This window comes from Chryseobacterium binzhouense, assembly GCF_007474545.1.
Lineage (GTDB): Bacteria > Bacteroidota > Bacteroidia > Flavobacteriales > Weeksellaceae > Chryseobacterium > Chryseobacterium binzhouense.
Genome location: NZ_VKOG01000007.1, coordinates 51,504 through 75,857, shown reverse-complemented (window position 1 = coordinate 75,857; position 24,354 = coordinate 51,504). Strand labels below are relative to the sequence as shown.

Below are 24,354 nucleotides of genomic sequence, written 5' to 3'. Positions count from 1 at the left end.
ACACTGCATCAAGTTCATATACATGACATTATACATGAAATTTTATTTTTAAAGAAAATAATTTTTTTATTAATTTTATCACAAATTTACTGAATGCCTCTATACAGAGATTTTTCTGATGATAACGCTTCCATCCTTGTCTGGAAATACGATGAGAACGATAATTTGGATATCAACGCACTTCTTGAGCCTGAAAATGCTGAAAAAGTAAAAGATTATCACCCGAAAAAATTGCTGGAAGTACTGATGGTGAGGAAGCTTTTGAAAAGTCTTAAGCCCATGTCGAAGATCTTGTACAAAGAGCGTGAGCCATTTCTCTTTCCGAAAGATGCTGAAATTTCAATCACGCACTCTTTCCCCTATGCAGCCATAGCCGTTTCCAAAAATAAAATTGGAATTGATATTGAAAAATTCAATCCTAAAATTTTAAGGGTAATAGATAAATTTACTTACGAAAACGAAAGAGGTTTTATTCCGTTTGATAATGAAGTTACTTTCTATACAATTATCTGGAGTGTAAAGGAAAGTATGTATAAAATTCACCATTCTAAACACTGGTCTTTGAAAAAGCACTACGAAGTACGTCCTTTTGAGCTGAAGCATCTTCATCACATTAAATGCAGAGTGCACGATGATAAAATTTCTGATGAATTGAAGGCTAGAGTAGAGTTTTTTGATGATTACTGCTTCACGATTGTGGAAGAGTAGTTTCTTCATTTTTGTATTTCTCAATCACTTTTCTTTGTTCTTTGGCTACATCATAAATGAGTTCCAACACGTCATGAATGTTTTTAAGCTCGGTTAATCTGGAAATTTTATCCGGATCACGACGGTCATAAAATTCATTTTCCATGATTTCTTTTTTTCTTTTCAGGATCAGATCTTCCAGTGAAGAATCTTCCGGCTCAATACGGCTTTCCATTTTGAGCGTTTCACTTATTTTTTCTCCGTTGAGCAATACGGAAACCTGATTCATTTCAGATTCAATTTTCTTTGTCCAGCTTTCGGCATCTATTTCGGTGTATACCTGATCTTTTTTTGCATATTGAGAAAGTGAAGCCGTGTAAGCTGTAATCAGATGTGAAGTTGTTACAAACTGATGCACAACTTCCAGTTTTTTCTGCTGATTTTTGGGATCTGAAATCATTCTCTGGAAATTATCTGAAAGATTTGCCAAAGAAATGATTGCATTTTTTCTGCGGACTTTGTATTCTTCCAGACTATATTTATCATTGAGGAATTTAGACATTACACTATGAAAATACGTAAGGTTGGCTTGCGCAGATTTTTTCATTAAATCTAAATTCTGAGTATGTTCCCACACAGGAAGAATAGTATAAGAAACACCAAAAGCAATGATGCCTGCAATAACGGTATCAACAATCCTGTCTTTAAAAATGATATTAATGTTTCCGGGATTCAGAAAATTAAAGCTTAGAAAAATATAGATCGTCATAAAAAGTACTGCCCAGAAATATTTTGCTTTCAGGAAAGTAAAACAGAGTACCATACTGACGAGAAGAATGGTAAACAGTACAGCATTGATTTCAATGAAATAAAGAACTCCATACGCAATGACCGCTCCTGCAACCGTTCCGTAAAATCTTAGGAGATTTCTCTGTTTGGTAATAGAGTAGGCAGGTTTCTGGATGGCAATGATTGTAATCAGGATCCAATAAGTATGACCAATTTGTAAAAATGGCATGAATGAAAACAAATATCCCAAGAGCAAAGCAACCGTTACCCGGACTGCATGACGAAAATGAGATGAATTGAGCGAAATATTACTTTTCAGAACTTTAAAATTAATTTTTTCCTGATTGGGAAGAAACTTTTTTAAATCTAATCCTGTGGAAAGACTTTTGGCAAGTTTTACATTTTGAGAAAAAACCTTATAAATTTCCTGTATTTCTCGGGTAATTTCATGGATTCTCATCATAATCTGACGAAGGATCATAAAATTTTCCAAAGTTTCTGAGGTCATCTGTCTGTTTCTGAGATCAAAATATTGGATGTTAAGTTCCTGAAATTCAAGATCAATATTGTGGATAGCTCTTGCTCTTGTACTGCTTTGAAGTGCAATGCCAATATTAGAAATTTCATCCGAGAGAATGTTGAGGTAGTCATGGATTTTTACCAGAATGCCTGTTTCCTCAAAACTTTCCTGAAGTTTTTTATAATCACTTTCTGAGGTCATCAGTTTTTCGTGAAGATCCATAGAATTCAGAAACATCAGCATAAGGAGTCTGCTTATGGTGGTAGACTCGTTGACGATGGTTCTTGTTTTAAAAACAGTTTCGCGGGTCTCTTCCTGAAGGTTCTTAATTTCAATCTGTTTTGTAATAACCTGAGAGTACAGCTTGTCAAAATCCGGATTTTTCTGGTAAAAATTCGCTTTAATTTTCAGAAACTCTGCAAGCTGTAAATAATTTTCGCCAATCATCTGACTTGCCAGTTTATAAGGCTGTATCGTAGTGACAACAAGAAATATCAATAAAAACCAAATACAACCGGCTGCAAAAATCAGCAGACTTTTGATAATATTGGCTCCTGTTAAGTGTCCGTCAACAAATATTGCCAGAACGACTAATGCTAAAGATCCAACTGCGGCTAATCTCTGTCCGTAAACGCCTATCAGTGAAAAAAACATTCCGAATGTTATGATTTCCACCAATACAAGCGGAATGATACCTTTGACTAGGCTAGCAATTGATGCCACAAAAACGAAACAGAATATAGCAAAAGCAAGTGAGTTTCTACGTCTTATAAACGGACCCGGCTGATCCGTCAACGCAACGAAACTTGTTCCTAAAGGAAAAAGAAAATATTCTTTAAGAATTCCGAAATAGGAGAGAACCAGACACGGAAGCACCGTTGCCAGTGTAATTCTGATGGCAGAATACACATATTGGCTGGTTACGATTTTTTTTAGCTCCGAAGAATAGTTCATACTGCAAAAATAAGGTGAATATGTGAATTGTCAATTTTACATTTCAGGTAAATGATAAATTTATAGATAGATTAAAACTAACCATTCATTGTTAACTCTGAATTAATTATGTTTTATTGGTCATAAAAAAAGCCTCATGAAAAATGAGGCTTTTACAAATATGTGGAATATTTTTAGTTATCTATGTTAGATGTTTCATCACCAATATTCCATGTCAAGCCAAAACGTAAGGTGTTATCCAAAGCAGTATTGATTTTAGACATGTTGATTAAGTAAGAAATATCAAGACCGAAAGAACGGTATTTCAAACCAATACCTGCAGTTGCAAACTGTCTTGCTCCCTGCTGCTCACTTTCGTGGAAATAACCTCCTCTTAGTGCAAATGCATTATCATAAGAATATTCCACTGCACCACTGTACATGATAGAATTCGGATTATTGAATGATTTTCCGATTCCGGACATTACCCCTACATTCGGTACAGCATAAATAGGCTGTCTCGTGTTAGGATCTGTTCCTACCAATTCTGATCCAGGAACCAAGATTTTAGAACCTTCTACAGAAATTCCTACTCTGTTCATATCATCAAGATACATATCATAACCTACCCCTAATCTTGCCATGGTAGGAAGATAAGATCTTGAGTTTTCATCTCCTGTATAATCTAATTTAGGACCTAAGTTCTGAATAGAAAAACCAGCATTCACTTTTCCGTCCATTCCTCCAAGACTAGAGAATCTAGGAGAAGTATAGTAACCGGAAACATCTACTGCAAATGAGTTTGCAGGTTTCAGAGTAGTATCTGTGTTGAATCCTCCGGCTAAATCTGAACGGATGAATCTACCGGTTACAGCCATTGAGTAAGAATCCGATAGTTTCAAACCATAGGCAACGTCAATAGAGAATTCATTTGGTTTTGAAGTTCCCAATGAAGTTACATCATTACCCACCAAAGTAGTAAGGTCTACCTCACCCATATTGAAGTAATAGATACTCGCAGAAATTGTAGATCTTTCTTCCTGACCTAAAAATTTGTGGAAAGCACCATACAATAAAAACACATCATTGGTAAGTTTTCCCATATATGGAGTGTAGTTCAAACCTACAGAAGAACTTGTTCTGCTAAAAGGATATTTTGCAGCATTCCAGAATTGTGAAAAAGCATCAGGAGAGGTTACAACCCCCTGATCTCCCATACCTCCTGATCTTGCATCAGGTGCAATTCTTAGGAAAGGTGCTCCTGTTAACACAGGTCTTACCTGACTCAAATCTTGTGCATAGCCTAGAAACCCAGCACTCAAACCAATCCCTAAAAGCAGTTTAGTAGTTAAATTCATATGTTGTCTTTTATATATTATCAGTTTTTTATTGATATTCTTAATTAATTATTTATTTACTTCAAAAGTACCATTTTTTCTACAGCTGTAGCACTTCCTTTGCATTTTTCTTGATTTTGACTTTTTGCAAATATCTTAAAAATATACGTACCTTTTGCAACTGTATCGCCAAAATCGTCTTTTCCGTCCCATTCTATTGCCTGACGTGGCGTTCTAAAGCCCTGTAGGAACGGTTCTGCGATTACAACATTGGTTAATGTTCTTACTAATTTTCCTGTAATCGTATAAATTTGAACATTCACATCCAGAATATCATCACAATTATGCTCGAAATGAATGTAGGTTTTGTTGGTAAAAGGATTTGGCCAGTTCAGTGGACGGTTGATAATCAAACGCTGATCTGTTTCATCTTTAACCTCAAAGTTTAACGTCTCGGTGGTCGAATTATTGTTTATATCCCAAACTTTAAATGTCAGCTGATGCTGTCCTACTGAAAGATTTCTGAAAGGGTAGGTTACATTACCTTTTTGATAATCTGCCAAAGATGGATTTACACAGCCGTTTCCTTCACCGGAAGAGTAAAAATCATTCAAAACAATGGTGTTGATAATTTGACCGTCCAAATATACAGTAATATCGTGACCAATACCAGAACCCGTAGAATTTATTCCTGTATCATCAGTAATACAAGCCAAAAGCATTGGGTTTTGGTCGGTAATTCCCCCATTGGCAAAATTAGTATTATTCATGTATAATTTCACTTTCGGTGGCTCGTTATCATTAATTCCGTTCGGATTGATGTCTCCAACCTGTACAAACTGATTATTGAATACATCAAAAGATCTATTATCAGCATATCCTAAGATTCTTCCTTGTCCCACAGCATAATTAATGTCTTTAGGAACATAAAATTCAACCGTAAAAACACCGTTTACAGCCGTTCCCGAAGCTTTCACGATAGCGCTTCCTTCTTCTGTATACTGAAGAACAGGAGTTAAACTGCCATCATTATTTAAAGTACTTTTATTTAATCTTTTATCAAAAATATTTATAACAACTCTGCCGTTAAAAGTAGTATTTATTGTTCCGTTGGTATTATTGATATGACCGGTTACTTTCACAAAATCCAAACCTCGGATTAATCCCGGAACAGGTGTTTCAATATTATCAATAACAAGCAATCTTTGAGGTCTGCTCAATTTCATTGCAGGATCTCCCAATACATTTACTTTAAGATGATTGGCATCAACTCTTAGTTTTTTTGCATTTAGATGAGCACTTCCTATAGATATAAAATCATCATTTACCATTCTGAACATTTCTTTTGTATAAAGATTGGTGAAATCTACACCATATCCTACACCTACTGCGCGGCTGGAAGTAATCATTGCAGCAGGACCGCCTTGTTTCAGTTTAATAAACTGCTCTCCCGCAGAAAAAGTAGATGGCTCATCCCAAAGTGTAAATTCGCAGGTAATTGTCGATACAAATGGGAAGCGGCTGTATACATTAGAAAAATTATTGGAATTCTGAATTTCGTTAATGGTAAGCACTCTTTCCTGTGCCCATCCATTGATTCCTCCGTGTCCAAAATAGAATAAATATAAACTGTTCCCAATATCGTTAGAAATTGCCTGGTTAACCTGCGGATAACGCTGTCCTCCAGCACTGCTTTGCGCAGCGAATGCATCTAAGTATAATTTTCTTACATTATATTCTTTAAGGGTATTATCTGCAGGAACTTCAAAAGTAGTTTGTAAAGTATTGTTCATCACCGTATGGAACGGTTCTCCACCATCATTGTCATCATCTACAACAAAATCAAGCTTCATTCTCCACTCTCCGAAAGGAGTAGATTGTCCGGGTAATGAGTTGTAGTAAGCTAATGTTTTGTCAATCATATTGGTTGCTTCCGTCGGATTTGCTGCCGGTATACGTCCTACAGGCAAATCCGGAATGTTGTTTGACAAAAACTGAGAAGTCTGAGGTTTTGTCATTACAATATAGTCATCCGTAACGAAAGAACTTACAAAATCTGCCGACTCTTCGCTCTGATAACTTGAAACAATGTTGGAATTGCCCGAAATTCTGTTTTTGTAATCATAAGAGCCATCGCCGAGAATCAATACATATTTCAGACTTCCCAGCGGAGTATTAAGTTTAGTGACAAAATCCCTGATTGCTGTCAAATCTCTGCTGCCGCTTCCAAATTCATTGTAAATTTTATCAGTATCTACAATCTCAACAGTAAAATTACTTTTTTGCTGATGATAATTGGCGATTCTCTGAGCCTGAGACATCATTTGTGGAGTCGTAATAATAAGATAATCTATATTTTGAAGTGCGGAAAGATTCTGATTGCTGATTCTGCCAACAAATTGAGGTGAAAATGCAGCGTCTGCACGGAAAGCAACAAATTCATTATTGAAATTGGGATCTGTGGCGGCATAACCAAAATTAAAATTACCGCTTCCGATAGCCTTATTTACTCTTCTGTTGGCATTTGTAATATCGGTAACATCCCAAACCTGTTCCATATTTCCGACACTGGAAATGCTGAAGCCATATGATAAATTTGATCCGCTGTCAATAGAGAAATCTCGGAAACTCATCTGAGAACCATTAAAGACTAAATCCTGTTTATATTGAACTTCTACATAGTCAAGATAAAAAACTCCATTAGGATTGGTAGTGATATTAGGTGTATAGTTAAATGTAATTGTATTTCCAGACAAATTTGAAATAGTACCGGAATATCTTAAAGGAAAATAATCAAAAGCATAACCCGGCTGATTGGCAGGAACACTAGGAGAAGCAGGATTTTGGTTATTGATATTAAATTCTACGCTGTTTTGCTGCGATTTCCATCCTATAACCTGCGTTCTGTATCTTACCACATCGCCACCCTGAATTGGGGAGGTTAGGTTAAATGTTACTGCTTTTGGCGTTGTAAATGCCAGATCTTCTACCCAGATTCTGCCTACCTTTAATAAATTTCGCTGATCATTATTAAGAACCTGATAATCATCATATCTGGAAATTAAGGGAGACGAAGGTAAATTTACATCCACATTTTGTACTCTTTTCCCTGCTCCTTTGTCGAAATTGATGTAATAATAAGAAAAATCCTCATAAATATTCTTTACATTTTCACTCTGGTCATTTCTGGTATCAGTTCTTTTGAAACCACTCCCGTTAGAATTATTATAAAGATTATATCCATTAGGTCCTTGTGCGTAGAAAAGTGCATAATCCCCGTCATTCCAGACTCCATCATCTTCCCCTACAACCTGAATGGCATTTTCCTGTAATGCGCTATATTTTGTATCCTGATTAAATTCTGGAAGCATTATGCCGCCATTTCCATAGATTCTGAAGTTCTTCGGATTAATATTAGAAGGATTGATGCCATTATCTCTTAAAAATTGTGAGGTGATTCTGAAAATCCCTGATTTATCAACTCTTATCTTGTAAAAAGTTCCTGTAGCCAAAGGATTCTGCGTGCTTCCCACCTTACTTGCGGCTAAAGGAGCCGGTGAATTGTTTTCAGAAATATCGAATGAAGAAAGCCTTTGTATAGTTCCTTTTACATTTTTAAATAAACTTACATAAATGCTTGCGTACCTTTCTCCTTCGGAATAATAGTAATTGATATCCGTAATGTCTCTTTCCTGAAGAAGGTCTTTATTAAGATCATATAAGTCTCTTACAGATACGGTTTCCCATGCCAGATTAGAAATACGAAGCTGTTTGTCTCCTACTTTTTGTGTATTTATAATAAAAATGTTATTTTGGCTGAAAGAAAAACCTTCATTTTTAAAATTCGGAAGATTCTTTTTAGTATCACCAAAATCCTGGATCTTAGCTCCGTCCCAGCTGATGGAAACTCGCTGAGCCCAAGCCATTGATACAAAAGCAAATACAAATAAAAGCGCTATTTTTAGTTTCATGTTTGTTTTTGAAATTTCTGAATTACAAAATAAATGAAAATTTTATAATTAATTTACGATACCATAAAATTAATTTGTTAAGATTTTTCAAAAAAATCAAATCTTTATTTGATTTATTGAATAATTTATTTTTTCTTTGTACTTTGAATAATATTTATATCGACTATGAAAAAACTAAAGTTGTTTTCATTAATAGCATTGAGTTCTACACTTGCATTAACCAGTTGTGGCGGTTCGGGTACCAGCAAAGGCGGTGGTACTAAAAAATTTGTCAGCAAGACAGGTTGGAAACCAAACGAGAAACAGGGTTGGTTTTTTGCAGGAAAGCAACAAAAACAAAAAGGTTGGCCTGGAATGGTATATGTGGAAGGTGGAACTTTTACCATGGGATTAGTGAAAGATGATGTAATGCATGACTGGAACAATTCGCCTCGCAGAATGCAGGTAAGTTCGTTCTTTATGGGTGAAACTGAAATTACTAACTACGAATACCGCGAATACCTTACATGGTTGAAGTATGTATTCCCGCCAAGTGATCCTAGTTACAAAGAAATTTATAACGGTGCTCTACCGGATACCCTTCTTTGGGATAACAAATTATCCAGAAATGACTACAACGAAACTTATTTCCGTTCTGCGGAGTATGATTATTATCCGGTTGTAGGTGTTTCCTGGACACAAGCTAACAGATACTGCGAATGGCTGACTGACAGAGCAAATGAAAAAGCTTTGATGCAGGCAGGAGTAATTTCAAAAGATTTATATATTAACGAATCTAATAATCAGGGAGGTACAGCATTTAATATGGATAAATTCAAATCGAATGATCCTGAAATGCAAGGGTACATCAATGAGAAAAGAATGCAGCAGAAAAACGGTATTAAGACTACCAATCAAAGATTGCTTGCTGCCAACAGATCTCCTTCTTCTGCAATGGTTACCAAATTCAGACTTCCTACAGAGGTTGAATGGGAATTTGCAGCATTGGGTATGGAGAAAAACAGAGAATACAACAACTATCTTGAGAAAAAACCTCAGATAGAAATGTTGAGAGATAAAAGAGGAGAAATTCTTGCCAACTTCAAACAGGGTAGAGGAGATTATTCAGGTCCTGCAGGATGGAAAAACGATGGAGCTGCTAATACTTCAGATGTAAGACAGTTCCCTTCAAACAGCTTAGGGATCTACGGTATGTTTGGCAACGTAGCAGAATGGACTGCAGATGTATACAGACCAATCATTGATACAGAAGCAAGTGACTTCAACTATTACAGAGGAAATGTGCCTCAGGCAATTGTAAGAAACGGTGACGGAACATATAAAATGGTTGAGGAAGGTTCTATTCAGTATGATACTTTGGCAGACGGACGTTTAGTTTACAAAAAGCTACCAGGTCAGTTTGAAAGAGAGACTATTGCAGATTACAGAAATTATAGAGACGGGGACAGAATGTCTTCTCTGGATTATAGAAATGCAAGTGATTCTGCTTCTTCTTATGATATGTATAACTCACCAAAGACAAGATTTATTGTTGATGGTAACGGTAGAGTAGTAATGCAGAAAGATACTAAAGACAGAACTTCTGCTATATCTAATGATGTAAGAGTTGTAAAAGGTGGTTCTTGGCAGGATTCAGCTTATTGGCTAGATCCGGGTCAGAGAAGATTCAAAAACCAGAATACAGCTTATGGATGGATTGGTTTCCGTGTTGCTCAGGATGCAAGAGTAAGCGACAAATCTAGAACTAGAAGATAAAATATTTATCAAAATACTTTCAAAAAACCTCCCATATATTCGGGAGGTTTTTTATTTTTGAACATAATTTAAGCTTGAGATTCACAACTCAAATAGTATTAGGCTTTCACCCATAACCAATGATAATTTTATGAATCCTGAACAGTTTTATCCTATATATTTAAATGCAGAAAAGGTAACAATAGACAGCAGAAAAGTTTCTCAAAATGATGTTTTTTTTGCTTTTTCCGGTGAAAATTTTGATGCAGCGACTGTTGCTGAAAAAGCTGTTGAAAACGGAGCTTTAGCTGTAATTGTTGAGAATAAAGAGTTTGAGAATAAAGATAAAAACATATTTTATGTTCATTCTACTTTAGATTTTCTGCAGAGTCTTGCAGTTTATCACCGCGATCAGATCCATATTCCCATTATAGGTCTTACGGGAAGTAATGGCAAAACCACGAGTAAGGAATTAATTCATGCTGTTCTTTCTCAAAAATATCATGTACAGTACACTCAGGGAAATCTAAATAACCATATTGGTGTTCCGCTTACCTTACTTTCAATAAAACCAGAACATGAAATGGCAGTGATTGAGATGGGAGCTAATCACCAGAAAGAAATTGAATTCTTGTGCAGTCTCGCTAAACCGAATATAGGTTACATTACCAACTTCGGTAAAGCGCATCTTGAAGGATTTGGAGGATTTGAAGGAGTTATTAAAGGAAAATCTGAATTATACGATTACATCAAAAATCATAATCAGGTAGTTTTAGTCAACGAAAAAGATCCTATTCAGACAGAGAAAACGTTAAATTACCCTTCTAAAATCACTTTTGGAAACAAAGAATCAGATTATTATTTTGATTTTTTCTCGGAAGAACATTTTGTGGGTTTGGAATATAAAGGCATAAAAATTATTACCCAATTAACAGGCGATTATAATTTTACCAATCTATGTGCAGCTGCAAGTTTAGGACTTCACTTCGGAGTTGATATTTCTAAAATAAAATCTGCATTAGAAAATTACACTCCAAATAACATGCGGTCACAAATCGTTAAGAAAGGCAATAAAACATTGGTTCTGGATACTTACAATGCTAATCCCAGTTCTATGACTGCGTCTTTACTCAATTTTAATACGTTTGAAGGGTCAAAAACCATTATCATAGGAGATATGCTTGAGCTGGGCGATCAAAGTGAGACAGAGCATCTAAATATTCTTAATCTTGCAAAAAAATTAGATTTTGATCAGGTAATAACAGTTGGTCATCAGTTTGAAAAAATAAATGATTTTTCGTTTTCTTTTTTAACGACAAATGATCTTGTTAGTTATTTAAAGAGTAATCCAATAGTATCAGATAATATTTTATTAAAAGGATCACGAGGAATTGCTTTGGAAAAATCAATTGATTTTATATAAATTAAGTTCGCTGCTGACATACTGTTGTCGTTCACGCAAATTATATTTGTGAAAATATTAAAATATTTCTTAAAATGAGCTACTGTTCTGCTATTGAAAATATGCAGCCTGAAAGCAGGAAAATGCTGCATAAAAAGTATCATGACAACCATTACGGGTTTCCTATTCATGATGATGATGAATTATTCGGAAGGCTTGTAATGGAGATCAATCAGGCAGGACTGAGCTGGGAAACTATTTTGAAAAAAGAAGAAGGCTTTAGAGCGGCTTACGATAATTTCGATATAAAAAAAGTTGCGTCTTATACGGAAGAAGATCGGGAGCGTCTTTTAAATGACAGTGAAATTATCAGGAATAAGCTCAAAGTAAATGCAGCTATTGAAAATGCCAAAACCATTCTGGAACTTCAGAAAGAATTTGGATCTTTTGAAAAATGGCTTGAGCATCATCATCCAAAAACTTTACAGGAATGGATGAAGATTTTCAAAAAAACATTCAAGTTTACAGGGGGAGAAATCGTTAACGAATTTTTAATGAGTATCGGCTTTCTAAAAGGGGCTCATGAAGAAAGTTGCTGGGTAAATCGTGAAATTATACAGCATAAACCAATGTGGAAAAAAGAATAGTTCTATTCTACAATCTGGCTTTTCAGTCTTTCAGTAATCATGTTAATGATTCTTTTATTAAACATTTTATTTTCTGTGTAATATATCTGCAGTTCTTCGACATTCATCATCCCGATAACCATTCCGATATATGTATTTTTTAATATATTGTCTTTCTGAAAACTATTTTTGATAAATGTATTCCGCTTTTCGCTGGAAAATGATTCCCAGTTTATCTTCGTATTTTTCAGATAATGAAAAAAGTGTGTCAGCAAAATATCATTTTGTAATTTGATAATAGGACGAAGTACAGTGTTTTGAAACAATTCTTCTGCAGTCACAGATTCAGAAATCTCTATATTCAGATTTTCTCTAAGTTCTATTTTTGATGCCATTTTTTATTATTGAAGCTAATTAAAATTTAGATAGAAAGATAACTATAAAAGATTGATAAAACAAAAAAAGCTTTCTCCTGTTGAGAAAGCTTTTGAGGTGCCTAGCGGATTCGAACCGCTGTAGATGGTGTTGCAGACCACTGCCTAGCCGCTCGGCCAAAGCACCGTTTTAAGTGGTGCAAATATAGCAAAAATTCCATTTGATACAAATTTTTCAGGCAATTTCTTTGCTGCCGATTTCATCAATTTCTCTTTTGTGCTGTAATTCAGCGTTATATTTTTTAAGGTTAATTACTCTTGTGTCACTCCACGAATCATGCCACCCGTTTACGCCAAAAAATGAAAGAGCGTCAAAGGGCACAATTCTGGAAAGTGTTCTAATCAGATACTGATAAAATATTGGGCTTGACCCATCAAGACTCATTACTTTTTTACCGGTAATATATTTTCCTAATGTTCTTCCTTTTGTAAAATATTCCATAATAAAAATATATACAAGATACGTTGTCAACATTATCAGAATGTCTTCAAATTTACTTAAAGATGCTAATTGATAAGTAATATCAATAAAAAATTCTACGCCGAAAAATTCAAATAATCCTGCAGAAAAATAATCCAAACAAAAAAAATAATATATAAATTACAATTCTGTCAATTACGAAATTTATAAATCTGATTCCTATCGACGCTTTATGATGTTCTATAATTTTAAGATGTTTTATCATGTTATTAGTTATTATTGTATCAGAATGCTTTTAAAGTTAGTTTTAAATTAGCTTTGGTATCTATGACGGCGGTGATGCCATTATCATTCAGTAGAATTTGGTTAGGTTTTAAATTAAAGACTTTTCCGTTCAATTGTAACCCTTTATAATATTCTTTATTAAAGGCTGCTTCAATGCTTTTTTTAGATGAATTTTCAATATCATCTGTCGGGATTCCATATTCATCTTCAATCATCTTTACAATTTTCCCTCTGAATAAAAGTGTGGCGGTTTTTTGAAGAATATTGTTTGTTTTAAGTTTAAATTTTGTTTCTGAAAGTACAATTTTTTTCTTTGACTCATCATAAACAGGAATTCCGGATATATAAGATGTACCGTTTATATAACCTTCTGTCTCTGCTTCTATCATAATTCTGTTTTCGTCTTTATAGACCTTAATATCAGTGATTTTAACTTTAGAATTACGAACATCATATTCTTTATTCTGAAACATTCTTCTAGCAATATTCGTAGCTTCTGAAAATGGAATATTGGCGGTCGTCTGCAAAAGAAATTCGTTGGCAAGTAAAGGAACAGAATTGAAATTCATCACCGCTTTTACCGGTTGTGAAGATTCTGGTTTTGTTCCGGTAAAAGTTTCAGAAAAAATATCAATTCCAATATTGGTGTCAATCTGATTTCCATAAAATTTTAGTGGAGTGATATTGACGTTTACAGGCGTAATTTTGAGCCAGGTATTATATTCTTCAGAAATATTAAATGGTTGTGAAAAAGCATTCCATGCTAAGACAGCATACTCCTGGAAATTGAGCTGCGAAGCCATTTGCTGATCCATAGTTTTACAAAAATTATACTGCTGTTCTTTAAGGCTGGTTTCCACCAAAGAAGTAATCGGTATTTTTATTTTCCCGAAATCTAGAACAGGTTTTGTTACCCATTTAAAGCCCATTGGCTGGGTAAATGTACTTACCGACCAGTTATTTCTTAAACTGACTGCGGTTTTAAAATACATCACGGTTTCAAAAGTTGTCTGCTGGTAAGAGTATATTCCGAGTGTGCCGATGCCTTTTTCAGCCCATATTTTCAAAGGAACTTCAATCATGATGTTTCCGTTGGTATCACCAACCAGTCTGATAGGACGGGTTTTCCATACTTTTACTTTAAACTGATCATTATTGTTGTCAGTATAAGAATCATCCTGAAAGATAAGATCTTTCACAGAGGCATTTACCATATTGCTGATTTCCGACAGCGGAATCGTTACCGGCATGGTAATGCTTGATTTTATTTTTGGAAAATTATAGGCAGCCGAAATATTGCTGTTTTGACCTAATAATCTAATGCAGAAAAATAATGCAACAAAAAAATAACTAATTTTCACCCAAAGAGTTTTTTATTGATATGAAATTAATTATTTTCTGCAATTCCGCCTAATAAAAAACTCTTTTCTAGCTCAATGCTTGCTCCTTTCATTTCACCTTTCATTGGCGGGCTTGTTTTGGTTATTTTAAGTTTAATATAGGAAACCTGATCAAATTTTTCACGAATTTTTGTGATAATTCTTCCCGCAACGTGTTCCAGAAGTTTAGAATTGATTTTCATCTCTTCGTGTATAATTTCATTGATTTCTGCATAGCTTATCGTGTCGTTCAGATCATCAGATTCTGCGGCAATCCATAAATCGGTATGAATTTCCAGATTCAGAATATAATAAGTTCCGATAATATTTTCTTCTGGTAAAACGCCGTGGTAAGCGTAGATTTTTACATCTTCAAGATATATTTTGCTCATGATTAGGTATTTAATGTAATTAAGTTGTTACAACATAAACTGTTCGTTCTAAAAAATATGCATTTTATTTAACAAAAGACATTTAAAAAAGCGAGCCAAAACCCGCTTTTTAAAATTTATTTTATACTTTTTGAAAGATCAAGCATTGCTTCAATCGGTTTCAGGGCTTTCAGCCGGAGTTCTTCATCAATCAGAATTTCCGGAAGCTCATATTTCATGCACAGATACAGCTTTTCCATAGTGTTGCGTTTCATGTAGAAACATTCTGAGCAATTGCAGCTTTCATCAAACACAAGAGCCGGAACAAGCTCTTTATGCGGAGCTCTTTTTCTCATTTCATGCAAGATGCCTTCTTCTGTTGCGATAATGAATTTCTGACAATCATCTTTTTCAACAAAATTTAATAATGCAGAAGTCGAACCGATAAAATGAGCCAGTTTTAAAACAGCTTCCTCACTTTCCGGGTGCGCAATCAGCTTGGCATCGGGATTGTCTGCTAATTGTTTTGCAATTCTTTCCATGGAGAACGCTTCATGTACGATGCAGCTTCCGTTCCAAAGAATCATATCCCGACCCGTTTTTTGAGATAAATATCTTCCTAAGTTTTTATCAGGAGCAAAAATAATAGGTCTGTCTTTTGGCAGAGCTTCTATAACTGTTTCTGCATTGGAGCTTGTAACAATAATATCACTTTCTGCTTTTGTTTCTGCATTACAATTAATGTATGTGGCAATTAAAGCATTTGGATGCTGTTCACGCATCTTTCTTAAACCTTCACCGGAACATCCGTCTGCCAGAGAACATCCTGCCATTGTATCCGGAAGAACAACTTTCTTTGTAGGATTCAGAATTTTTGCAGCTTCTGCCATAAAATGAACGCCACAGAAAACAATCATATCGGCGTTGGTTTCTTTTGCCTGTCTTGCCAATTGCAGAGAATCCCCCAGAAAATCAGCAATATCCTGAATCTCTCCTGGCTGATAATAATGTGCTAAAATAACTGCATTTTTTTCTTCTTTCAGCTTCAAGATAGCTTTCACCAATTCTTCTCCCTGCGGAATCTGAATTTCCTTGATGTCTAAAAATCCTTTTACAGGTAGATTTGCTTTGGCTTTATCTAATGTTTCTGTGCTCATATAAGTCAGTGTTTTTTTAATGCAGGAATCGGCAATTAGTATTAAATTTCCGGGTTTCCTCATTAGGATTTTACTTTTTTATAAAATTTTCTATTAAAGTTTTTATTTCCTTTTTCGCCTGATCCAGATTTTCATTAATCACAATTACATCAAAATCCTTGGCATACAGCATCTCTTCTCCAGCTTTTGCCACTCTTGTTTTGATGGTTTCTGCATCATCTGTATTCCTGCTGATCAGTCTTCGTTCCAATTCTTCAATGGAAGGCGGTTCTATAAAAATAGACAAAGCTTTTTCTTTAAAATATTTTTTTAATGAAATTCCGCCTTTTACATCTACATCAAAAATAACAACTTTTTGATTATTCCAGATTTTTTCAACCTCAGATTTTAAAGTTCCGTAATATTTGTCAGTATAAACTTCTTCATATTCCACAAAAGCATCGTCTGAAATTTTTTGTCTGAATTCATCAGGAGAAATGAAATGATAATCTACGGCGTGAATTTCGCTTCCTCGCGGCTGTCTCGTTGTGCAGGAAATTGAAAATTCCAGTTCGGGAAACTGTTCCAAAGCATATTTTACCAATGTGGTTTTTCCGCTTCCGGATGGTGCTGAAAATATGATGACCTTATTCATTTTGTTGTTTCGGGTTTCGAGTTTTAAGTTTCGAGTTTCAAATTCCACCTTTTAATGATGAATCAAGAAACACATATCATCAATCTCGTAACTATAATACGTTTAATGTCTGTTCTTTAATTTTTTCCAAATCGTCTTTCATCATCACCACCAGTTTCTGAATTTCTGCGTGATTGGCTTTAGAACCCAATGTATTGATTTCTCTTCCGATTTCCTGAGAAATAAATCCTAATTTTTTTCCGTTGAAATCTTCGTTGTCCATCACTTCTTTATAATATTTCAGATGCTGTGCAAGCCTTACTTTTTCCTCTGAAATATCCAGTTTTTCTGTAAAGTAAGCCATTTCCTGATAGAAACGGGTTTCGTCCACATTTTCAAATTCTTTTAAAGCCTTTTCGTAGCGCTCTTTTACAGAATTGATTCTTACTTCTTCAAAAGGCAAAACTCTGGAAAGATAAAGATCAATATTCTGAATATTTCTTTCAAGTTCTTCATGCAGGATTTTCCCTTCCGTTTTTCTGAATTCCTGAAACTTATCAACAGCAGTATTCACGATTTTTGACAGAGCTTCCCATTCACCTTCATTAAGTTCATCGGGTCTTGATGTTACCGCATCAGGAAGTCTTACAGCCATTTTCAGGTATTCAAAATCAGGTCCGTCATCTGCAATTTTGCGGAGTTCAGAAATATAGGAGTCAATAAGATTTTTATTGATTTTCACATCGCTGCTTTCTTCCAGATTCTCCAGATTGATATAGCAGTCTACTTTCCCGCGGATAATTCTGTCGTTTAGAATTTTTCGGATTTCAAATTCTTTCTCTTTATAACGCAAAGGAACTTTGATGTTGAGGTCAAAACTCTTAGAGTTGAGCGATTTAATATCTATTGAAATTTTTTTTCCTTCAAAAACATCTTCGGCTCTACCAAAGCCGGTCATTGATAAAATCATACTTTTTTATTGTTGTACAAAGATAAACATTTCAGTCTATAGTTTTGCTAAAGACATTGACTGGAAGCTGGAGTAGAAAGAAGGAATATTGTTTTGAAAATAAATTAATCACAATATTGCATTTCGGTCTTAGAATTCCATTCTTCAGATAAAATAGAAAAGAAAACTTCATTCATTTTCGTAAATTAGCGGTGTGAAAAAGAAAAGCTTGATCTCTGTAGTTGGTCCTACGGGAATCGGAAAAACCAAACTGGCAATAGAACTTGCAAAACATTTTAAGACGGAAATTATTTCGTGCGATTCGCGTCAGTTTTTTAAAGAAATGAAAATTGGTACAGCGTCTCCTTCTAAGCAGGAATTGGCTGAAGCACAACATCATTTTATCGGAAATCTCTCGGTAGAAGAATATTATTCTATCGGACAATATGAAACAGATGCCCTGAAAAAGCTTGATGAGCTTTTTGAAAAGCATGATTTTGTAATTCTCGTTGGCGGAAGTATGATGTATGAAAAAGCAGTAATTGAAGGGCTGAATGATCTGCCTGAAGCGAGCGAAGAAAATCAGAAAAAACTGCAGGAAATTTTGCAGACAGAGGGCATTGAGAAACTTCAGGAAATTTTAAAAAATCTTGATCCTGAATATTTTGAGATCGTTGATTTTCATAATTACAGAAGACTTCTGCGTGCGATTGATATCATTTGGCAAACCGGAAAAAAATATTCTGAGCAGATTGCTGTTTCTCAGGATTCCAGAAATTTTAATGTCATCCGAATCGGAATTGAAGCTCCCAGAGAGGAATTATATGAAAGAATTAACCGCAGAGTAGATCTTATGATTGAAAACGGACTTTTGGAAGAAGTAAAAAGTCTTGATAGATTTAAAGATTTAACTGCTTTGAAAACTGTTGGTTATACAGAGCTTTTTAAATATCTTGACGGCGAATGGGATTTGGATTTTGCAGTTTCTGAAATTAAAAAAAACAGCCGAAGATATGCAAAACGCCAGCTGACTTGGTATAGGAAAGCCGATGATATTTATTATTTGTCTTTAGGTTATTCTGATAGTGATTTCATGAACCTGTTAGAATATATTCATCAGAAAATTAATGAATAATGCACAAAAAAGTCCTCAAAATAGAGGACTTTTATAATGTGTTGAGCAGCAATTAAGCTAAAATTCTTTTTACTGCTTCTTTTACGGCTGCTGCATCAATTTTATATTTCTTCATCAGTTCCGCAGGCGTTGCAGATTCCCCAAAAGTATCGTTTACCGCAACAAACTCTTGTCTTGTAGGTCTTTTTCTTGCCAACATTCCGGCAACCGATTCACCTAAACCACCTAAGTAATTGTGTTCTTCGGCAGTGACAATTTTACCTGTTTTTTCAACGGATTTCAAAATGATTTCTTCGTCTAATGGCTTAATGGTGTGTATATTAATCACTTCACAAGAGATGCCTTCTTTTTCAAGTTCATCTGCTGCAACCAAAGATTCCCAAACGAGGTGACCTGTTGCAACAATGGTTACATCGGTTCCTTCCTGAAGCATGATTCCTTTTCCAATTTCGAAAGGCATATCTTCCGGAATAAATACAGGAACAGTTGGTCTTCCGAATCTTAAATAAACAGGACCTTTGTGATCTGCAATAGCAAGTGTTGCCGCCTTGGTCTGGTTGTAATCACAAGGATTGATTACCGTCATTCCCGGAAGCATTTTCATCATTCCAATATCTTCTAAAACCTGATGTGTTGCCCCGTCTTCACCCAAAGTAAGACCTGCGTGAGAAGCACATATTTTTACATTTTTATCAGAATATGCAATCGACTGACGGATCTGATCGTATACTCTTGAAGTAGAAAAGTTGGCGAAAGTTCCTGTGAATGGAATTTTTCCTGTTATGCTTAATCCTGCTGCAATACCCATCATATTGGCTTCTGCGATACCTACCTGGTAAAATCTTTCAGGAGCTTTTTCGATGAACTTTTCCATCTTTAAAGAACCGATAAGGTCTGCGCAAAGTGCAACAACATTTGGATTTTTATCTGCTAATTCTGCTAATCCGGCTCCGAAACCAGAACGTGTATCTTTTTTTTCTGTATATGTATATTTCATGAGAATTCTAAATTTATAATTGTTTGATGATGTAAATAATTGACTTTTAAAAAATATCGTTTATCAATTATCATTAATCATTCATATTAATAATCTGTCGGAGCTTCTAAGTATAATTGTTTGAAAGCAGTATCCAATTGTTCGTCATTAGGAGCTTTTCCGTGCCAAGCGTGAGTTCCCATCATATAATCTACACCAAATCCCATTTGAGTATAAAGGATGATTGCTACAGGTTTTCCTTTTCCTGTTTCTGTTTTTGCTTTTTCTAAAATAGCGATCACGGCTTCCATATCGTTTCCGTTTTTCTCTTCAAGAACAGTCCATCCGAAAGCTTCCAGCTTTGCATGAAGATTTCCTAGGGAAAGTACGTTGTCTGTGCTTCCGTCAATCTGCTGTCCGTTATAATCTATAGTGGAAATAATATTGTCAACTTTTTTAGCTGCAGCATACATCAAAGCTTCCCAGATTTGTCCTTCCTGCAATTCCCCATCTCCGTGAAGCGAGTAAACTAAAGAATTGTCGCCATCTAATTTTTTTCCTTCAGCAACTCCCAAAGCAACAGAAAGTCCTTGTCCTAAAGATCCTGAAGCGATTCTTACTCCAGGTAAACCTTCATGAGTAGTAGGGTGTCCCTGTAATCTCGAATCTAATTTTCTGAAAGTTCTCAATTCATCCACAGGAAAGAAGTTGAATCTTGCTAAAGTAGAATAGAAAACCGGAGAGATATGTCCGTTGGAAAGATAGAAGTGGTCTTCATTTTTTCCTTCCATAGTAAATGGAAGATTATAGTTCATTACTTTACCATATAGTGCTGTGAAATACTCTGTACAGCCTAAACTTCCACCCGGGTGACCAGAATTTACAGCATGAACCATTCTTAAAATGTCTCTTCTGATTTGCGTAGTAAGAGATTTCAGCTCTTCAATACTTTTACTCATTTTTGATAGATTTATTTGCGTGCGAATTTACGATTTTTTGACGGTTTACGGAAATGTAAAAAATCCGGTTATTGAAGCCGGATTTATGTTAATAAATTAGTATTTTATTATTTTCAAATTAATAAATTAGTTTCTAAACTCTTAAGAATTCTACCGTCAGAAGTTTTCCATTCTGTCAAACCATTAGCATTTCTTCCCATCACTATAGCTGCAGCATAAGATGGACTTGAAAAAATAAAGTCTTCAGTGAATTGATTATTAACAATTATCTCTTTTTTTAATAACTCTTCCCTGAAGTTTTTAAAAGAATTTGATAATGATGGTGTAACTGAATCGGCTACTTTTGATCCTTTTAAAACAAGAAAGCCTTCAGATGTTTGTTCTCCTGTAGCCTCGCAACCTCTTGCAGATGTAATATAGAAAATTTCTTTGTTTTTTGAAGATTGAGAATTTTCTCTCTTATCTTCAAAAACTTTGTGACCAAGGGTATTAACCATTAGAAATATATAATTTAGAAATTCTTCCATTTCAGCTCGGTCAGATTCTGAAATTGAAGATTGGGTAGGTATACATCCGTTTTCTAAAATATATCTGTTAGTTTTTGTTGCAGTTTCATGGAGTCTATTTTCGAGGTATTTAATATGTGCTTTATTCAGATTCTCGTCTTTACTTGTAAATACAATTGCTTCATTCCAAAAGTCTTTACTGGAAAGGTGTTGATTTAATCTTGCAAATACATTTTCTGCTTCCCCAATGTAAACTAAATCTTTATTGCTGTCATTTTTTCCTAATAACAAATAAACGCCTGTAGACATTAAATCTTTTCGATCAACGCAATCTTTAATTTTTATTCTAGGGATTTTATATGCTTTACCTGTCCAGTTTGATAATTCGCAAGACATTCTTCCATTTGGATCACCGTCTATTAGAAATATTTTAATTGTTTTACCAAAAGCCATTATTCAATTTTTTTTAAATATAAAGTTTGCTTTAGCAATAATATTTTATGAAGTAACTTAAAAAGTTCTTTGATAATGATAATTTAAACCACCTTCAGATAATTCTTATTCTTCACCAACCATAAACCAACGAACGTCAGCAATCCATTCAGAATAATCAATTCTACGCCAATTTTGTAGTCAGTATAAGTAGTTACCGCTAAATTTATTAAGTATGTAATAATCGGTGCTAAAATCGTCACCGCAAGAATTGAATATTTTCTTGAAATTTTAAATTTGGTAAAAATTCCAAAAGCAAAAAGTCCCAGAAGTGGTCCATACGTATACCCGGCAACTTCCATGATTAAGTAAACAATAGATTTATCATTTAATGCTTTAAAAACCATAATTAGAAGAAAGAAAACTGCTGTAAAAGTTAAGTGAACCTTCATCCTAAGACGTTTTTTCTGCTTTTCTGTTTTCTTTTTGTCTTCATTCAGGTTGAGAAGATCCACACAATATGAACTTGTCACTGCGGTTAAAGCTCCGTCTGCCGAAGGGAAAAGAGCAGAAATAAGCCCGATGATGAAAATTACAGAAATTGCCATTGGAAAATATCCGTTTAAAGATAATGCAGGGAATAAATCGTCTCCCATAATATTGGTAATATTTCCCGAAGCATTTTTGAACCCGAAAATATTAGAAACAACTTCTTTTCCGTCTACAATATTGGTGATTTGAGCATAGCCCGCTCCATTTTGCAAGGCAAAAAGATAAAGTAACCCACCTAGAAACAGGAAAGCAAGATTTACAATAAGTAAAGTTCCTGCAAAAGTGAGCATATTTTTCTTGGAATTCTGAAGATTGTCAACCGAAATATTTTTTTGCATCATTTCCTGATCCAGTCCGGTCATGGCTATCGTAATGAAGATTCCACCTAAAATGGTTTTCAGAAAAAATGTTTTTGAATTTGGATCTAAATTGACGAAATGAGTGTAATTTTTCTGTTCTAAAATGGTATAAGCTTCTCCAAAAGATAGATTTAGATTAGATAAAATATAAACGATACAGGCTATTAAACTGATAATCATAAAAGAAGTCTGCAACGTATCTGTAATGACGATGGTTTTTACTCCGCCTTCAAAAGTATATAAAAGCACCATCAGTAAAAGCACCAACGCAGTTACCCAAAACGGAACTCCCAAAGCTTCAAGTAAAAATATCTGTAAAACATTTACAACAAGATAAAGTCTCGCAGTTGCCCCGATTGCTCTTGAAACAATGAAAAATACCGAACCGATTTTGTGTGCCTCAACATTGAATCTCTTGCCTAAATAAGTGTAAATTGAGGTAAGATTCATCTTATAATAAAGCGGAAGAAGAATAGCAGCAACAATAAAGTATCCGATGAAAAACCCGATAACCATCATATAATACTCGAAACCACCAAAAATATATTCAGTTCCGGTCATTTTTCCGACAGTTCCCGGAACGGAAATAAAGGTAACACCGCTTAAGCTGGTTCCGATCATTCCAAATGCTACAAGCCACCATTTACTTTTTTTATTTCCGATGAAAAAGGACTGATTATCAGAGTTTCGGCTTGTGAAATACGAGATGACCAAAAGCCCGATGAAGTATATAAAAACAAATAGCAAAAGGATTGTTCCTGAATTCATGCTTATAAATAATTTTCAGCAAATATAGTTTTTTTTCAAATGCAGCTGTATGTTGAATGTTTGTTGATGGAAGTTTTGGAAATTTCAAACAGATTGCGAAGCTTCACACAGATTTATTATATCTAAGAAAATAGCCACGAATGCACGAATTTGTTTAAGAAATTAGAAAAAACAAATTCGTGCATTTGTGGCAATGATAACAGATTTTCCATAAATTATCCGTGGAAATCTTTATTGTTTGTGGAAACCGACATCAAGCGTCCAGCTTCCATTATCCAAAATTACAGAACATCCTTTAAGTCTTCGTTTTTCTGGAAAGTAGCTTTCGCAAACGGGCAGAGAGGGATGATTTTTTTGTTGTTTTCTCTTGCAAATTCTACTGCTTTAATCAGCATTTCTTTTCCGACTCCTTTTCCGTTGTAGGCTTCTTCCACTTCGGTGTGATCTATAATAAACCTGTCTTCACCTGCCCATGTGTAGGTCATGAGTCCGGCTTTGTTTCCGTCGATTGAAGCTTCAAAGCTTCCGTGTTTTTTGTCGTCGTTTTGTTTTACTTCTATCATTTTAAGAAAATTTTGTTTGAATTTCTATTTCGTTGGTCAGAATTTTATGTATCGGACAGGCATCTGCAATAGCATGAAGCCTTTTTAGCTGTTCTTCGCTAAGATGTTTTCCGTCAAAACTGATGTTTCTTTTAAAAACAGCGAGTTTGGTGAGAGGGAAATTTTCCAGTTCTACTTCCACATCTATTTTCTCTACTTCCCATTCTTTTCTGTCGATATACATTCGCAGTGTAGCTGCAGTGCAGCTTGCCAAAGATGTTGCGAGTATTTCAAAAGGATTGAAGCCTTTGTTTTGTCCGCCTTTGTCAAGAGGTTCATCGGTAATCAGGTGATTGTCACCTGCTACAACTTCTGTATAATATTTTGTAGTTCCTAAGCTTGCTTTTACAGTTAGTGCCATTTTTTAGTAAAGATTTTATTTCAATAAAAACAATTTTATGAAAAAAAAATTAGAAATCTGAATAATTTGGTTTATCTCTATCAGACAATAAATTAT

The 24,354-nt window shown here is 34.8% G+C and carries 21 protein-coding genes and 1 tRNA gene; 5 read left to right on the top strand and 17 right to left on the bottom strand.

What is annotated here, in order from left to right; all coding sequences use genetic code 11:
• Positions 1–93 precede the first annotated feature (93 nt).
• A complete protein-coding gene (locus tag FNE73_RS14855) occupies positions 94–708 on the top strand; it encodes a 4'-phosphopantetheinyl transferase family protein (protein WP_143885347.1) in 615 nt (204 codons plus the stop codon).
• Here the strand turns inward: FNE73_RS14855 and FNE73_RS14850 are convergent.
• The 3 genes from FNE73_RS14850 to porU all read right to left on the bottom strand — a co-directional run bounded on the left by FNE73_RS14850 (position 689) and on the right by porU (position 8,237).
• On the bottom strand, positions 689–2,950 hold the full coding sequence (locus tag FNE73_RS14850) for an FUSC family protein (RefSeq protein ID WP_143885346.1): 2,262 nt from the start codon (positions 2,948–2,950) through the stop codon (positions 689–691). The two genes, FNE73_RS14855 and FNE73_RS14850, sit on opposite strands and share 20 nt — an antisense overlap.
• A 173-nt stretch (positions 2,951–3,123) precedes the next feature.
• The gene (gene porV / locus FNE73_RS14845; protein WP_143885345.1) at positions 3,124–4,287 is read right to left on the bottom strand and encodes a type IX secretion system outer membrane channel protein PorV; all 1,164 of its coding nucleotides are present in this window, start codon (positions 4,285–4,287) and stop codon (positions 3,124–3,126) included.
• Between the two features lie 56 nt (positions 4,288–4,343).
• Positions 4,344–8,237 carry a type IX secretion system sortase PorU gene (porU, locus tag FNE73_RS14840; RefSeq protein ID WP_143885344.1) on the bottom strand — a complete coding sequence of 1,298 codons (3,894 nt, stop codon included), beginning with the start codon at positions 8,235–8,237 and terminating at the stop codon, positions 4,344–4,346.
• Between the two features lie 165 nt (positions 8,238–8,402).
• Between porU and gldJ the strand changes: the two genes are divergently transcribed.
• The 3 genes from gldJ (at position 8,403) to FNE73_RS14825 (ending at position 12,020) form a co-directional block, all read left to right on the top strand.
• Complete coding sequence (gldJ, locus tag FNE73_RS14835; RefSeq protein WP_143885343.1) at positions 8,403–9,992, top strand: gliding motility lipoprotein GldJ; 1,590 nt, start codon at positions 8,403–8,405, stop codon at positions 9,990–9,992.
• A 130-nt stretch (positions 9,993–10,122) separates the two neighbouring features.
• On the top strand, positions 10,123–11,394 hold the full coding sequence (locus tag FNE73_RS14830) for a UDP-N-acetylmuramoyl-tripeptide--D-alanyl-D-alanine ligase (RefSeq protein ID WP_143885342.1): 1,272 nt from the start codon (positions 10,123–10,125) through the stop codon (positions 11,392–11,394).
• A gap of 74 nt (positions 11,395–11,468) precedes the next feature.
• On the top strand, positions 11,469–12,020 hold the full coding sequence (locus FNE73_RS14825) for a DNA-3-methyladenine glycosylase I (RefSeq protein ID WP_143885341.1): 552 nt from the start codon (positions 11,469–11,471) through the stop codon (positions 12,018–12,020).
• Between the two features lie 2 nt (positions 12,021–12,022).
• Here FNE73_RS14825 and FNE73_RS14820 read toward each other — a convergent pair whose 3' ends face one another.
• From FNE73_RS14820 to FNE73_RS14785, 8 genes are all read right to left on the bottom strand, one after another.
• Positions 12,023–12,394 (bottom strand): glyoxalase, encoded by a 372-nt coding sequence (locus FNE73_RS14820; RefSeq protein ID WP_143885340.1) that lies wholly within the window; start codon positions 12,392–12,394, stop codon positions 12,023–12,025.
• A gap of 95 nt (positions 12,395–12,489) precedes the next feature.
• Positions 12,490–12,560 (bottom strand) — tRNA-Cys (locus FNE73_RS14815).
• Positions 12,561–12,608: 48 nt separating this feature from the next.
• The gene (locus FNE73_RS14810) at positions 12,609–13,013 is read right to left on the bottom strand and encodes an RDD family protein (RefSeq protein WP_185147361.1); all 405 of its coding nucleotides are present in this window, start codon (positions 13,011–13,013) and stop codon (positions 12,609–12,611) included.
• A gap of 125 nt (positions 13,014–13,138) precedes the next feature.
• Positions 13,139–14,500: a DUF4403 family protein gene (locus FNE73_RS14805; protein WP_228430144.1), complete on the bottom strand. Its 1,362-nt coding sequence runs from the start codon at positions 14,498–14,500 to the stop codon at positions 13,139–13,141.
• Positions 14,501–14,526: 26 nt separating this feature from the next.
• Positions 14,527–14,913: a dihydroneopterin aldolase gene (gene folB / locus FNE73_RS14800; RefSeq protein ID WP_143885338.1), complete on the bottom strand. Its 387-nt coding sequence runs from the start codon at positions 14,911–14,913 to the stop codon at positions 14,527–14,529.
• A 113-nt stretch (positions 14,914–15,026) separates the two neighbouring features.
• Positions 15,027–16,046 (bottom strand): quinolinate synthase NadA, encoded by a 1,020-nt coding sequence (gene nadA / locus FNE73_RS14795; RefSeq protein ID WP_143885337.1) that lies wholly within the window; start codon positions 16,044–16,046, stop codon positions 15,027–15,029.
• Between the two features lie 70 nt (positions 16,047–16,116).
• A complete protein-coding gene (gene gmk / locus FNE73_RS14790; protein WP_143885336.1) occupies positions 16,117–16,680 on the bottom strand; it encodes a guanylate kinase in 564 nt (187 codons plus the stop codon).
• Positions 16,681–16,771: 91 nt separating this feature from the next.
• The gene (locus FNE73_RS14785) at positions 16,772–17,629 is read right to left on the bottom strand and encodes a YicC family protein (RefSeq protein WP_143885335.1); all 858 of its coding nucleotides are present in this window, start codon (positions 17,627–17,629) and stop codon (positions 16,772–16,774) included.
• A 193-nt stretch (positions 17,630–17,822) separates the two neighbouring features.
• Between FNE73_RS14785 and miaA the strand changes: the two genes are divergently transcribed.
• Complete coding sequence (gene miaA, locus FNE73_RS14780) at positions 17,823–18,743, top strand: tRNA (adenosine(37)-N6)-dimethylallyltransferase MiaA (protein WP_143885334.1); 921 nt, start codon at positions 17,823–17,825, stop codon at positions 18,741–18,743.
• A gap of 52 nt (positions 18,744–18,795) precedes the next feature.
• Here the strand turns inward: miaA and FNE73_RS14775 are convergent, their stop codons facing one another.
• The 6 genes from FNE73_RS14775 to FNE73_RS14750 form a co-directional block, all read right to left on the bottom strand.
• Positions 18,796–19,740 carry a transketolase family protein gene (locus FNE73_RS14775; protein ID WP_143885333.1) on the bottom strand — a complete coding sequence of 315 codons (945 nt, stop codon included), beginning with the start codon at positions 19,738–19,740 and terminating at the stop codon, positions 18,796–18,798.
• Positions 19,741–19,826: 86 nt separating this feature from the next.
• Positions 19,827–20,678: a transketolase gene (locus tag FNE73_RS14770; protein ID WP_143885332.1), complete on the bottom strand. Its 852-nt coding sequence runs from the start codon at positions 20,676–20,678 to the stop codon at positions 19,827–19,829.
• 113 nt (positions 20,679–20,791) lie between these two features.
• Positions 20,792–21,637, bottom strand: coding sequence for a GIY-YIG nuclease family protein (locus FNE73_RS14765; RefSeq protein ID WP_143885331.1), 846 nt, complete (start codon positions 21,635–21,637; stop codon positions 20,792–20,794).
• Between the two features lie 83 nt (positions 21,638–21,720).
• Positions 21,721–23,295, bottom strand: coding sequence for a sodium:solute symporter (locus tag FNE73_RS14760; RefSeq protein WP_143885330.1), 1,575 nt, complete (start codon positions 23,293–23,295; stop codon positions 21,721–21,723).
• Between the two features lie 281 nt (positions 23,296–23,576).
• Positions 23,577–23,858 carry a GNAT family N-acetyltransferase gene (locus tag FNE73_RS14755; protein ID WP_185147360.1) on the bottom strand — a complete coding sequence of 94 codons (282 nt, stop codon included), beginning with the start codon at positions 23,856–23,858 and terminating at the stop codon, positions 23,577–23,579.
• A gap of 1 nt (position 23,859) precedes the next feature.
• Complete coding sequence (locus FNE73_RS14750; RefSeq protein ID WP_143885329.1) at positions 23,860–24,258, bottom strand: OsmC family protein; 399 nt, start codon at positions 24,256–24,258, stop codon at positions 23,860–23,862.
• Positions 24,259–24,354 lie beyond the last annotated feature (96 nt).

What these genes read in the sequence shown, in the direction of transcription:
- FNE73_RS14855 (WP_143885347.1), top strand. Translation starts at nt 94, where the DNA reads ATGCCTCTATACAGAGATTTTTCTGATGATAACGCTTCCATCCTTGTC.
- FNE73_RS14850 (WP_143885346.1), bottom strand. Translation starts at nt 2,950, where the DNA reads ATGAACTATTCTTCGGAGCTAAAAAAAATCGTAACCAGCCAATATGTG.
- porV (WP_143885345.1), bottom strand. Translation starts at nt 4,287, where the DNA reads ATGAATTTAACTACTAAACTGCTTTTAGGGATTGGTTTGAGTGCTGGG.
- porU (WP_143885344.1), bottom strand. Translation starts at nt 8,237, where the DNA reads ATGAAACTAAAAATAGCGCTTTTATTTGTATTTGCTTTTGTATCAATG.
- gldJ (WP_143885343.1), top strand. Translation starts at nt 8,403, where the DNA reads ATGAAAAAACTAAAGTTGTTTTCATTAATAGCATTGAGTTCTACACTT.
- FNE73_RS14830 (WP_143885342.1), top strand. Translation starts at nt 10,123, where the DNA reads ATGAATCCTGAACAGTTTTATCCTATATATTTAAATGCAGAAAAGGTA.
- FNE73_RS14825 (WP_143885341.1), top strand. Translation starts at nt 11,469, where the DNA reads ATGAGCTACTGTTCTGCTATTGAAAATATGCAGCCTGAAAGCAGGAAA.
- FNE73_RS14820 (WP_143885340.1), bottom strand. Translation starts at nt 12,394, where the DNA reads ATGGCATCAAAAATAGAACTTAGAGAAAATCTGAATATAGAGATTTCT.
- nadA (WP_143885337.1), bottom strand. Translation starts at nt 16,046, where the DNA reads ATGAGCACAGAAACATTAGATAAAGCCAAAGCAAATCTACCTGTAAAA.
- gmk (WP_143885336.1), bottom strand. Translation starts at nt 16,680, where the DNA reads ATGAATAAGGTCATCATATTTTCAGCACCATCCGGAAGCGGAAAAACC.
- FNE73_RS14785 (WP_143885335.1), bottom strand. Translation starts at nt 17,629, where the DNA reads ATGATTTTATCAATGACCGGCTTTGGTAGAGCCGAAGATGTTTTTGAA.
- FNE73_RS14775 (WP_143885333.1), bottom strand. Translation starts at nt 19,740, where the DNA reads ATGAAATATACATATACAGAAAAAAAAGATACACGTTCTGGTTTCGGA.
- FNE73_RS14770 (WP_143885332.1), bottom strand. Translation starts at nt 20,678, where the DNA reads ATGAGTAAAAGTATTGAAGAGCTGAAATCTCTTACTACGCAAATCAGA.
- FNE73_RS14765 (WP_143885331.1), bottom strand. Translation starts at nt 21,637, where the DNA reads ATGGCTTTTGGTAAAACAATTAAAATATTTCTAATAGACGGTGATCCA.
- FNE73_RS14760 (WP_143885330.1), bottom strand. Translation starts at nt 23,295, where the DNA reads ATGAATTCAGGAACAATCCTTTTGCTATTTGTTTTTATATACTTCATC.
- FNE73_RS14755 (WP_185147360.1), bottom strand. Translation starts at nt 23,858, where the DNA reads ATGATAGAAGTAAAACAAAACGACGACAAAAAACACGGAAGCTTTGAA.
- FNE73_RS14750 (WP_143885329.1), bottom strand. Translation starts at nt 24,258, where the DNA reads ATGGCACTAACTGTAAAAGCAAGCTTAGGAACTACAAAATATTATACA.